Annotated in this window: 10 protein-coding genes; 5 read left to right on the forward strand and 5 right to left on the reverse strand. The window is 72.2% G+C overall.

Translation table 11 applies throughout. The features are described 5' to 3' along the window. Positions 1 to 151 precede the first annotated feature (151 nt). The 3 genes from HII36_RS49375 to HII36_RS49385 all read left to right on the forward strand — a co-directional run bounded on the left by HII36_RS49375 (position 152) and on the right by HII36_RS49385 (position 4,669). Positions 152 to 493, forward strand: coding sequence for a hypothetical protein (locus HII36_RS49375; RefSeq protein WP_173530337.1), 342 nt, complete (start codon positions 152 to 154; stop codon positions 491 to 493). Between the two features lie 882 nt (positions 494 to 1,375). Continuing rightward, complete coding sequence (locus HII36_RS49380; protein ID WP_173530338.1) at positions 1,376 to 2,851, forward strand: metallopeptidase domain-containing protein; 1,476 nt, start codon at positions 1,376 to 1,378, stop codon at positions 2,849 to 2,851. Positions 2,852 to 2,968: 117 nt separating this feature from the next. After that, entirely contained in the window at positions 2,969 to 4,669 is a 1,701-nt protein-coding gene (locus HII36_RS49385; RefSeq protein ID WP_173530339.1) for a SpoIIE family protein phosphatase, read from the forward strand. 43 nt (positions 4,670 to 4,712) lie between these two features. Here the strand turns inward: HII36_RS49385 and HII36_RS49390 are convergent, their stop codons facing one another. Further along, positions 4,713 to 5,615, reverse strand: coding sequence for an alpha/beta hydrolase (locus HII36_RS49390; protein ID WP_173530340.1), 903 nt, complete (start codon positions 5,613 to 5,615; stop codon positions 4,713 to 4,715). Positions 5,616 to 5,686: 71 nt separating this feature from the next. On the opposite strand from HII36_RS49390, the gene HII36_RS49395 reads away from it, so the two are divergent. After that, a complete protein-coding gene (locus tag HII36_RS49395) occupies positions 5,687 to 6,421 on the forward strand; it encodes a TetR family transcriptional regulator (RefSeq protein ID WP_173530341.1) in 735 nt (244 codons plus the stop codon). A 37-nt stretch (positions 6,422 to 6,458) separates the two neighbouring features. On the opposite strand, the gene HII36_RS49400 is transcribed toward HII36_RS49395, so the two are convergent. Continuing rightward, a complete protein-coding gene (locus HII36_RS49400; RefSeq protein ID WP_173530342.1) occupies positions 6,459 to 6,854 on the reverse strand; it encodes a VOC family protein in 396 nt (131 codons plus the stop codon). Further along, positions 6,851 to 7,297, reverse strand: a complete 447-nt coding sequence (locus tag HII36_RS57460) for an arsenate reductase/protein-tyrosine-phosphatase family protein (RefSeq protein WP_328808245.1) — start codon at positions 7,295 to 7,297, stop codon at positions 6,851 to 6,853. Before HII36_RS57460 ends, HII36_RS49400 begins: the two co-directional genes overlap by 4 nt. A gap of 655 nt (positions 7,298 to 7,952) precedes the next feature. Here HII36_RS57460 and HII36_RS49410 point away from each other — a divergent pair. Next, a complete protein-coding gene (locus tag HII36_RS49410; protein ID WP_173530343.1) occupies positions 7,953 to 8,555 on the forward strand; it encodes an ArsR/SmtB family transcription factor in 603 nt (200 codons plus the stop codon). A 96-nt stretch (positions 8,556 to 8,651) separates the two neighbouring features. Here HII36_RS49410 and HII36_RS49415 read toward each other — a convergent pair whose 3' ends face one another. Both HII36_RS49415 and HII36_RS49420 read right to left on the reverse strand, forming a co-directional pair. Further along, positions 8,652 to 9,365 carry a DNA alkylation repair protein gene (locus HII36_RS49415; protein WP_173530344.1) on the reverse strand — a complete coding sequence of 238 codons (714 nt, stop codon included), beginning with the start codon at positions 9,363 to 9,365 and terminating at the stop codon, positions 8,652 to 8,654. Between the two features lie 310 nt (positions 9,366 to 9,675). Then, positions 9,676 to 11,366, reverse strand: a 1,691-nt coding sequence (locus HII36_RS49420; protein WP_268959807.1) for an FtsK/SpoIIIE domain-containing protein, incomplete at its 5' end; no start/stop codon positions are given.

An 11,366-nucleotide genomic window follows, 5' to 3' on the forward strand; every position in this document is an offset into this window, starting at 1 on the left:
GCGGGGTCCGGGGGAGGGCTGAGGAGGTGGGGCGAGAAGCTCGCGCCTGGGCCGGCCGCGCGGTTGTGCGCGGTGGCCCTCGTTCGACGAGCATGACCGTGCGCCCTCCCCTCCCATTCAGGAATCGCCGAGGCGCGCCTAAAGTCGAAGTATGACCCCTGGTGGGCTGCGGGTGATCTACGGAGCGTTTCGCGTGGCGGGCGGCTTGATCACGACGGTCTTCGCGGTATCGGTCGTGGCTCTGTTCGCCGACGATTGGATCGGCTGGACGTCCGCCGGCTTGAGTTCGTGGTTGCGGCAGACGGCGAGGGTGGCGTTCGGGGTGAGTCTGGCCATGGTGCCGCCGATGCTGGCCGCACAGTGGCTGGCCGACCGCCTGGTGCAGCGGAAGATCCGTGAGCTGCGGGGCCCACATGCCGGGTCCGCGGGGTGCGGGCGTTGTGGTCGCGTCGGCTGTGTGCAGGCGAAGCTGCTGGAGCGGGTCTGGCATTGACTGACGCGTGAAGGCAGTCGCTTGAAACCGGAATGCGGCTCGATGAGCTCGGCGGCCTTGGCTGCTTGCCGTACCCCGCTTGAAAGACCGGCGACCAAGCGGCGCGGTTGTCGAGATCGCCGAGGGCTTTCTGCGCGGCCGGGCCGTACCGCTGTCGTGTGCTGTGGCAGGCTCGACGGGAACAGGTGGGCCAGCCGTTCGATGACGATCACCGTCCGCGCGGTTCGCCGGTTTCGACATCCAGCGCGGGGATCAGCAACCTGGCCTCGGGTCATTCGCGAGCCCAATCAGGAACTCCATTCGCGTTAGATGCGCCTCCTCGGGGCCGGTTTCGGCGGCGAGCGCGAGACTGCCGACCCGGCGTAGAGTCGCGGTCGGCTCCAGCGGGGAGTCGCCGAGGATGGCGAACACCTCGGCCGGGCGTACGTGATCGGTCTTGACCGCAGGCCCACCGCCCGATTCGGCAGCACCGCGAGCCGTTCCGGTCCTGGTCCGCGGCCGGCATCGCACCGACGATCGCCCTGGCCGACGTGCCGATGGCCAGATCGGCCTTCGCGAGGTCGAACCCCTTGCGCCGTAACCCGGCCGACGTGTCGGTGGTCGGATCGGCCTTCGCGAGGTCGAATCCCTCGTACCGTAACCCGGCGGCGAGTCCGGCAGCCGTCTCCAGCATCCCGCCGGGTCCAAGAACTACCGCTGTCTCTTGGCTCATGGTCATCAGCCGGTAACCCCGAGCCCACTTGAGGTCAACATCGTCTCGGGCCAGAGACTTCCCTAAATCTTCCTGAAGCGGCGATTAAGCGGAAGGCGCTTTCCGGACTCTCGCATACGTGATCAATAGGCTTCTCAGGTCGATCTTCCCCCCTCTGGAGGCCGTCTCGTATGAAGCGCCGTACGCTCGCCGCCGCCGTACTCGCCGCGTTGCCGACGTTCGCCCTGCCCGCCACCGCCACCGCCGCTGCGGCGGGGACGGCGCCCGTGCCGCGGCCGACCGCGGTCGTGCTCGTCGACTTCACCGACAAACGCCACCCCGACAAGGCCGCGGCCGTGGCCAAGGCCCAGTCCGTCTTCTTCGGCTCCGGCCTGTCCGTCGCGACCTACTTCGCGGCCTCCTCCGGCGGGCGCACCACGCTCGCGCCCGCGCCGGGCAAGGCCGGGGTGTTCGGGCCGTGGCTGCTCGACATGCCCGCGGGCTGCGACACCGGCAAGATCAGGACGCTGGGTGAAGCCAAGATGAAGGCGAACGGGCTGGACCCGAAGGCGTTCAAGCACGTGTCGTTCATCATGCCGTCGGGCGGCTGCGGCTGGGCCGGGCTGGCCTCGGTCGGCGGGCCGACGAGCTGGATGCCCGACGGGTACAGCGTCGCAGGCACCGTCCACGAGATCGGGCACAACTTCGGGCTCAGCCACGAGCCGACCCAGGCGTGCCCGGCCGGGACGCTGTCGAACTGCGCCGACGCCGGCTACCGCGGCAAGAGCTCGGTCATGGGCGGCGGCGGGCCGCAGGTCGGGCTCTCCGCGCCCGCGCTGGTCAAGCTGGGCTGGCACACCGCCGCCGAGCGCGTCGTCCCGCAGTCGTCGGGGACGTACACGCTGACCCCGCTGTACGGCCAGAACCGCCGCTTCCTGGACATCCCGCTCAGCAACGGCGACCGCCTGGTGGCCGAATGCCGCAGGCGCGGCTTCGGCCCGGACGTGGACGTGGCCGAGGGCGTGATCCTCTACCTGGTCAGGAGTGGCGCGTACCAGAAGGCGATCCAGGTCGACACCACGCCGGAGACCACGGAGAAGGGCAGCACCCCGCTCGGCGTCGGCAAGACGATCAAGGACCTGGGGATCACGCTGAAGCTCGTCTCGCAGACGGCGGCGGCCGCGCAGGTGCAGCTCACCATGAACGGCGCCCCCGCTCCGAGCCCGGCGCCGACGCCCACTCCGGTGCCCACGTCCACCGCAGGGCCGACGTCCACCCCAGCGCCCACGTCCACCGCAGCGCCCACGTCCACCCCGGTGCCGACGTCCACTCCGGCGCCGGTTCCCACCCCCTCCCCGTCGTCCAGTTCGACCGCGAGGCCGACCACCGGTCCGACCGCCGGCCCGGCCGGTACCAGGCTTCAGGTCGCGCCGAACCCGGCCCGTCCCGGCGGGGTCGTGACCGTGACGGCGGGCTGCGCGGACGGCGGCGTCCGCTGGGTGACCAGCCGCGCCTTCACCCACCGCACGATCAAGCCGGCCAGGACGACCGGCACCTGGACGCAGCGCACGACGATCTCCGCCAAGGCCAGGTCCGGCGCCTACCGGGTCTGGCTGGTCTGCGGCGACCACACCGTCCGGCGCGCCACGATCACCGTCCGCCGCTGACCAGCACCGTCCGCCGCTGACCAGCACGGTCTGCCGCTGACCACACCGTGCGCCGTTGACCAGTCGGAGCGGCTCGTCCTGGGTAGGAGGGCAGGGAGGGGAAGGAGAGCCGGGGCGATGAACGAACCGGGGGACGCCGGACGGTCCTTGACCGTGGCGGGCGAACGCCCGCGCAGCCTGCGCGACCTGTCCGACGCGGGCACGCTCGTCGTGGACGAGCAGGGGCGGATCGTCGAGGTCAACCCCCGGGCCGAGCGTCTGCTCGGCCGCGCCGCCGCCGACATGCTCGGCCGCGACGGCCACGACCTGCTGCACCGGGGCAGGCACGGCGAGACGCTGCCGCGCAGCCGGTGCACGATGCGGCGGCCGCTGCTGTCCGGCATCACCGTCCAGGGTGAGCACGAGCGGTGGGAACGCGGCGACGGCTCCCTGCTGTCGATCTCCTGGACGGTGACGCCGTGCAGGATCGCCGACGACGCGACCGGCGCCCTGGTGCTCTTCCACACCTCCGACCCGGGCGTGGCGGCGGATCGGACCCCCGCCGTGCCGGCCTCGTCGCTGTCGGAGCTCGACCGGCTGGCCCTGCTCGCCGAGACCACCACGACGCTCACCGCGAGCCTGGACCCGGGCGAGACGCTGCGCCAGCTGGTGCACCTGGTGGTTCCCCTGCTGGCGGACTGGGCGGTGGTGGACCTGCTCACCGAGGAGGGCGAGGTGTCACGCGCCGCCGTGGTCCACTACGAGGACGGCGCCCTGGCGCACCGGCGTGACCTGGAGGGGGCGATGCCGCCGGTGCCGCAGGAGTCGTCGATGCCCCTGTCGCGGGCGTTGCGCGGCGTCACCGCGGCCCTGGCCGGGCCGCAGGACTACCAGGGGCCGCCGGATTCGGGCATCGCGGTCGTCCAGCGGGAGCTGTTCGAGGCGACGGGCATCCACTCGGCGAGCATCGCGCCGATCCGCGGCGTGCGCGACGTGGTGGGGGCGCTGACGCTGGGCCGGGCCGAACGTCCCGGCGCGTACACCACGAGCGACCTGCTGCTGGTCGAGGACATCGCCCGCCGGGCCGGGCTGGCCCTGGACAACGCCCGCCTGTACCAGCGGCAGCGCCGGGTCTCCGAGACCATGCAACGTCACCTGCTGCCGCGCATCCCGCGCGTGCCGGGGCTGGAGATGCGCGCGTGCTACCTGCCCGCGCCGCACGCCTCGCAGGTCGGCGGCGACTGGTACGACGTGTTCGTGCTGGGCGGCGGCGCGACCGGCCTGGTGATCGGCGACGTGGTCGGCCACGACCTCGACGCCGCCTCCGGCATGGCGCAGATCTGCTACATGCTGCGTGCCTACGCCGGCGAACGGGACGAACCGCCCAGCAGGATCGTCGAACGCCTCGACCAGGCGGCCGGACGCATGGCCGAGACGACCATGGCCACCGCGATACTCGCCCGGGTGGAACCGTCGGCGGACGGCTGGCGGCTGCGCTGGACCAACGCGGGCCACCCGCCGCCGCTCCTGGTGGAGCGCGACGGGCGGACCCGCTACCTGGAGGGCGCGAGCGGCCTGCTGCTGGGCACCGGCCTGCCGGTCGACCGCGACGACACGGTCGCCGACCTGCCGCCGCGCTCCACCCTGCTGCTCTACACCGACGGGCTGATCGAGTCCCGCAGCCACACCCTGGACGAAGGCATGCTCCGGCTGAGCCGGCACGCCGCGGCGCTGGCCCAGCGTCCCTTGGGCGGGGTCTGCGACGAACTGCTGTCCCGGGTCCGTCCCACGGACAACGACGACGACGTCGCGATGCTCGCCGTCCGGATCCCGGGCTGACCCGTCTCACGGCCCCGTCGTCCCACCCGGCCATCTCACAGGGTCAGCCGGCCGGTTCGGTCGAGAAGCGGTGGAAGAACGCGATCTGGTCCGCGGCGACACGCTCCCTGAGTCCGGGATCGGTGTAGAAGGTGAAGTGCGTCCCCGGATAGACGCGCAGCTCGCCGCGCGGCGCCCGGTCCGCGAGCACCCGCGTCGTCTCCAGCGGCGTCTCCCGGTCGTCGGCGGCCACGCAGACGAGCAGCGGGCAGGCCAGCCGCGCCGCCGCCTCGTCCGGCCGGTAGCGCATCATGCGCAGCAGCGCACGCGGGGCGACGCTGTTGCGCCACAGCGTGGCGGAGTCTCCGTCGGTCAGGGTCCTGATGTGCTGGTCGGCCTCGGCGGTCGCGGTGACGGCCAGTTCGCCGGGCCGCCCGACCATGGGGATGTAGTACGGGCTGAGCCCGAGCCTGCCGCGCGCGGCGTCCCAGAGGATGGCGGCCAGCACCCGCAGGGTCCGGACGGTGTCGCGGTTGTCGACCGACTTCGGGAACCCGTTGAACGGGATCTGCGCGACCACGGCCGTGACGTGCGGGTCGTCGGCCGCGACGACGATCGCGTGCGCGCCGCCCAGCGAGTTGCCCCAGAGCATGACCTGGCCGGGATCGACCCGTTCGTGGGCGCGGGCGAAGGCGAGCGCGGCCCTGATGTCGTCGCGCTGGCCGTCCAGGTCGGCGAGCTGGCGCGGCTCGCCGCCGCTCTCGCCGAAGCCGCGGTAGTCGAACACCAGCGCCGCGAACCCCTCGGCGGCGAACCGCTCGGCGTACGGCAGCAGGCGGTCCATCGTCCCGCTGAAGCCGTGGCAGAGCACCACGCAGGGCACCCGATCCGCCCCGGCAGGCAGGTGAAGATATCCGGCGCACCGGACCCCGGCCACGGTGAAGGACACCCGTTTCCGCTCGAACATGTGGATCAACCCCAAGACCGCTAGGCTTACCGTTGGTAAGCAAACTCTAGATCGGAACTGACCACGGGTAAGTGAGATCCTTGACACACGAGCGGATCCTCTCGGCCGCCAGGGCGCTGTTCGCCGCCCGGGGTTATCGCGCGACGTCCATGCAGTCGATCGCCGACCAGGTGGGCATCACCAAGGCCGCGCTCTACTACCACTTCGACTCCAAGGAGGAGATCCTGCGCGAGCTCACGCTGCCGCTGCTGGACGAACTGGAGGAGGCGCTGGCCGCGGCCGAGTCGCTCGGCGCCCCGGAGCGGGTGCGCTGGGCGGCCGTCGAGGGGTACGTCGACGTGCACCTGCGTCACCGCGAGACGCTCACCATGCTCGTCAAGGACATGACGCTGCTGGTGCAGGCGCCGGTCGCCGATCGGTTCAGAGCCGCGATCGCGCTGGCCAACGACCTGGTGGCGGGCCCGGGCGGCGGCCTGGAGCATCGGGTGCGCGCCTCACAGGCGGTGGCCGGGCTGGCCGATCCCGTGGTGCTCTTCCGCGACGTCCCCGCCGACCGGCTCAGAAGCCTCATACTCGACGGCGCCAGGGCGCTGCTCGGCGACCCGCCCGCCGCACCCGCGCCAGGTCGGACCCTCACGCCCGCGCGGGGCCGGGCCAGGGGCAGGAGCGGCGGACGGCCGGCCGCGCTGAACGAGGCCCAGGTCGCGCGGGCCCGCGAGCTGTACGCGGCGGGCCGGGCCGCCGAGGAGATCGCCACCGAGCTCGGCGTCTCCAGGGCCACCGTCTACCGCTGTCTCAAAACTTGAATGATTTTGATATTTTGATATCGATCCGCGACCCGAGTCACTCCGGGCGGCCCGCGGGCTCGAAGAGTTCGACGAGGTTGCCCGCCGGGTCGGCGAGCAGGATCTGGCGCCCGCCGGGACCCGAGACGACGTCCCCGAGGAAGGTGAGCCCGGCCGCGCTCAGCCGGGCGATCTCCGCGTCGAGGTCGCCGACGACGAGGTGGATCCGGTTGCGCCCGGGGCCGCGCGCCGCCTCCGGCGTGGCGCGGGCGCCGGAGCTGGCCGGACCCGACAGCAGCAGCCGCAGTGGGCCGCGGACGACGTCGGCGAACGCGGGCGCGGCGCTCATGCGCACGGCGAACCCGAAGTGCGCGGTGTAGAAGTCGACGGCCGCCTGGACGTCGTCGACGAGGTAACGGACGCTCGCGAACCGCTCTGGCTCGGCCGATGTCATGACTGGACCTCCTGAGATGGAGCGTGGACGAGGATGGGCAGCAGGTACCGGACGCGCGTGTCGATCTCGGCGGCGGTGCGGTCGAACGCGTCGCGCGCCGCCCGGGCGTCGTCGCCGCCGGTGGCGGCCGGGTCGGGGATGCTCCAGTGCAGGCGCCGCGGCCGGCCGGCGAACTCGGGACAGACCTCGCGGACTCGGTCGCACAGCGTGATCACGTAGTCGAAGCGGTGGCCGGCCAGCGCGTCGAGCTGCCGGGGACGCCGCCCGGCGACGTCGATGCCGTACCGGTCGCGCAGCACGCGGACGGCGCCTGGGTGCAGGCGCGGCTTCGGCCGGCTGCCCGCGCTCGCCACGTCCGCGCTCACGTCCGCGCTCGCCACGCCTGCGGTGCCCGCGCCCGCCATGTCCGTGCCCGCCACGTCCGTGCCCGTGCCCACGCGCACGCCCGCGTCTGCGCCCGTGGTGACCGCGCCCGCACCATCCGCGTTCGCACTCGTACCCGCGACGCCCACTCCCGCGCGACCCGCATCCGCGTGGCTCGTCCCCGCGTGGCCCGCATCTGCGCGGTCCGATCCGGTTGATGCCCCGGACGCTTCTGCGGCTCCGGTTCTCCCGTTCGCTGGGGCGGCGGGGCTGAGCACCGTGCCGCGCATTGGGAGCCCGCCGCTGCCGGTGAACTCGACCTCCACCGCCCGCAGATCCTCCGGAATCGCCAGTTGTCCGGTCTTCGGCTTGGACGGGTCCGCCGGCGTGCTGAACGCCCGCGCCCGGCCGTCGGCGCTCCGGCCTGTCGCCGACAGGCTGGACAGTTGACCGGCGAGTGCGTCCGCCGTTGCGGAACTGTCCGACGTCGAAGCGGCGATCGCAGACGGCATGAACGTCCCGGACGAGGAGGCCGTCCCGTTCCTCGGGACGGTTGGCGGCGGTGCTCCCGCAGGGGAGGAGGCGGCCGCGGCGGCAACCGACAGGCTGCCGAGCAGTAACAGTGCGGTGGCCGAGATGGCGCAGATCCTTCGCATATTGCCGACGGTAGTCTGCAGAGAGATCTCGGCAAAGGGGTGTCTGCAGATATCGTTCTGTAGGACTAGCCTGATCCTCATGAAGGATGAGGAGCCGTACACGCTTCACGACCCGGACAGGCTCAAGGCCCTGGCCCACCCCATGCGCCGCAGCATGCTGACCCACCTCGCCATCCACGGTCCGGCCACGTCCACCACCCTCGGCGAACTTCTCGGCGCGAAGACCGGCACGACCAGCTACCACCTGCGCCAGCTCGAGAAGCACGGCTTCATCGAAGAGATCCCCGAACGCTCCACCGGACGCGAACGCTGGTGGCGCCGCGTCCCCGGACCCAGGGACATGCGCGCCCCCACCCCCGACCAGCTGGCCCCGGCCGATCGCGCGGTCCTCGCCGAGTTCCACCGAATCGGCATGAACGAGGATCGCGCCCTCCTCGAACGCTTCCCCGCCGCCTACCGGGCCGACCCCGACTGGGCCAAGGCGTCACGCGGCCTCGCCCGCATGACCAAGGCGGAACTCAGCGAATTCCACGACGCCTACATCGCCCTGCTGCTCAAGTACAGCCACCCGGCGGAGGACGCGCCGCCTGACGCTCGGCCGCTGTACGTCCGCATGTTCGCCTTCCCCGCCGACGAGGACCACCCGCCCCGCACAGGCGGCGAAGCGACCGACGCCCCTTGACCCGCGCCTCCGCCCCTCCTCCGGCCGACGGATTCGGCCCGCGCACCAGGCATATCGGCGAGCCAAGGGCCGAGGGGCTCAAGGGCGGGTCGGCGGCTACCTCAGGCCCCGGTAATGCGCCCGTTGTTCCGGTTCGAGGTGTTCGATCGCGTACCTGAGCATCGTGCGGGGCATCGCCGCCGCCTGCCGGTCGAGGAACGCCAGCAGGCGCGGACGGTCCTTCTTGCCGGCCTCGCGCAGCACCCCGCCTACCGCCTTGTGGATCAGGTCGTGCTCGTCCCCGAGCAGCGTCTCCGCGATCCGGTACAGGTCGTCGAGCTGCCCCCGTCGGACGAGCTCCAGCACCGCGTAGACCGCCGTGCGCCGGGCCCAGACGTTCTCCGACCGAGCCAGCTCGTCCAGCAGATCGCGTGGTTTGTCCAGCAGGTAGCCGCCGATGACGTGCGGGGCGGCCACATCGACCAGGTCCCAGTTGTCGATCCTGTCGAGGCGGCGCAGGTAGAGGTCGAACAGCTCCTTGCGCCGGACCGCGGAGGTGCTCTTTCTGCGGGCCTGCTTGTCCATGACGCTGAGCGCCCCGGCCCGCACCTCGTGGACGGGATCGTCCAGCAGCTTCTCGATCTCGGACGGCGGCAGCTCGATGAACTCCTTGGCCAGCGCGAACACCTCGCCCATCCGTATCCCGAGAAACACATCACCCGCCGCGTAGTCACCCTCGCCCGTCTTGAAGTAACGCTGGATCTTCTCGAGCTCCTCCGGTGTGGCGAGCGCGTGCAGCCGGGCGGTGAAGTGCTCGGCGGTGAGTTCCATGCCTGCCTCCCGGCTGTCCGATGAACGTCTGGCGCCAGAATCGACGACCACCGCCCACCCCGCAAGGCCGCGAACCGGGCTGTCCCGCAAGTGGCTGCGGGCCAGGCGGTCTCGCGGGGTTGCGGACCCGGTTGACCCGCAAGGCCGCTGACCTGGCTGTCCCGCGAGGCTGCCAACCGGGCCATCACGCAAGGCCGCAGACCAGGGCCGCACCGCAAGGCCGCAGACCAGGGCCGCACCGCAAGGCCGCGGACCAGGGCCGCACCGCACGGGTGCGGACCAGGGCCATCTCGCCACGGCGCAGCTCGGGCTATGAGGTGGCGGGGATGGCCGCTTGGATCGGGGTGATGGTGCCGGTGGTCACGAGCAGGCCGCGACCGGGCGGCCCGCCCGAGACCCCGCGTGGGAGCCGCAGGCTGAACAGGTCGCCGTCGGTCTGGCCCTGGATCGCCAGCAGTAACCCGGTACGTGACTTGCGGGCCTCCGCCACGTATCCCCGGTACGCGCTGGCGAGGTCGCCGGTCGTTCCGGCGATCAGCAGCCCGTGTTCGCCGTCTCTGCCCGATCTGATCACGGCCTCCAGCGCGCCGCCCAAGGTGCTGTCGGGGCTGATCAGCTCGGCGTCGTCGACGACGACCACGTAGCGTTCCAGGTCGGCGGTCAGCTCCTGCAGGTCGGTGGCATTGCCGTCGAGCACGGCCAGGGCGCCGTCGAGCTCTCTCAACGGACTTCGCCGAGGTACGACGACGATGACCGGCGTGCCCTGCGTGAGCAGCGACGTCGCCGCCGTCAGCAGCGCCGAGGAGCGGCCGGAACGAGACGGACCCGCGATGACGGCGCCCGGCCCGTGGGCCAGCAGGTCGATGCCGAGTGGAGACAGGGCGTCGCCGCCGGCGCCGATCAGCCCCCACAGCGGCGACGGCGGGGTGAAGCCCGGGTCCAGGTCGAAAGCTTGGTCGGCGGTGACTCGCATGGGAAGCGCGTCGACACGCAGGGGTGGCTCTCCGTCCCAGTGCCAGCCGGCCCGTCCGATCGGCGCGGCATGGGAGCCGGACCGGCGGGCGGGCGTGACCGACGTGGCGGTTCTGGCCAGCGCCTGCAACGCCGCCACCTGGGCAGGTCCGGCCGGATCCGGGGACAGGAGGGCGATCTGATGCTCGACGATGCCGTTCTCGCCCATCGAGAGCGCGCGCCCCGGCGGCAGTGAGGTGGGGACGCCCTTGATCGGGAAGCCCGCGAGCCCATAGTCGGCGGAGTCGGCCAGGCGCAGGAGCAGACGGTCGTCGAAGACCGTGGAAACCTGTCCGAGCAGGCCGGAGCGGTCGCTGGTCACCGCCGCGCGCAAGCCCACCGCCGGGCCCTCGCGCAGCAGTTGGAGGACTCCGTCGATCAGGCGTCCGTAGTCGTAGCTCTCGAACGCCGCGACGAAGCCTTCCCACCGGTCGAGCATGAACACCAGCCAGGGCAGCCGGTGCCCGGCCTGGCGGTATTCGGCCAGCGAAGCGTGCCCCGCCTCGGCCAGCAGTTGCTGGCGGCGGCCGACCTCCGTACGGATGCGGACGAGCAGCCGTTCGACCCGGTCGACCTGGTCACGCGTGACGACGGCGCCGCAGTGCGGCATCGCCATCAGCGGCAGGAGCGCTCCCGAGCCGCAGTCGACGGCGTGCAGGTGCACGTCGGCGGGGGAGGCGTGGGCGGCGATGGAGCCCGCGAGGGTGCGCAGCGCCGTCGATCTCCCGCTGCGGGCGGCGCCGGCGATGAGCAGGTGGCCGCCGTGGACCAGGTCCAAGGCCAGCGGGAGCCGGTCTTGCGCCCACGGACGGTCCGTGAGACCGAAGGCCAGGGGCGCGACTTCCGTGAACTCCGCTGGGTCGGCCGCGGATCCGGCCATTTCGGGCTCCGGCCACCCGGCGTCGGACGGCTCGACCAAGTGGGACGGTTCACCGGGGGGAGGGGGCGCGGGGGCGTTCGACTGTTCGCCGGACTGGGAAGGCTTGGCCT

The organism is Nonomuraea antri (assembly GCF_013283785.1).
Lineage (GTDB): Bacteria > Actinomycetota > Actinomycetes > Streptosporangiales > Streptosporangiaceae > Nonomuraea > Nonomuraea antri.

Excerpts from the sequence above, each read along its gene's own strand:
- HII36_RS49375 (WP_173530337.1), top strand. The coding sequence starts at position 152 with ATGACCCCTGGTGGGCTGCGGGTGATCTACGGAGCGTTTCGCGTGGCG.
- HII36_RS49380 (WP_173530338.1), top strand. The coding sequence starts at position 1,376 with ATGAAGCGCCGTACGCTCGCCGCCGCCGTACTCGCCGCGTTGCCGACG.
- HII36_RS49385 (WP_173530339.1), top strand. The coding sequence starts at position 2,969 with ATGAACGAACCGGGGGACGCCGGACGGTCCTTGACCGTGGCGGGCGAA.
- HII36_RS49390 (WP_173530340.1), bottom strand. The coding sequence starts at position 5,615 with ATGTTCGAGCGGAAACGGGTGTCCTTCACCGTGGCCGGGGTCCGGTGC.
- HII36_RS49400 (WP_173530342.1), bottom strand. The coding sequence starts at position 6,854 with ATGACATCGGCCGAGCCAGAGCGGTTCGCGAGCGTCCGTTACCTCGTC.
- HII36_RS49410 (WP_173530343.1), top strand. The coding sequence starts at position 7,953 with ATGAAGGATGAGGAGCCGTACACGCTTCACGACCCGGACAGGCTCAAG.
- HII36_RS49415 (WP_173530344.1), bottom strand. The coding sequence starts at position 9,365 with ATGGAACTCACCGCCGAGCACTTCACCGCCCGGCTGCACGCGCTCGCC.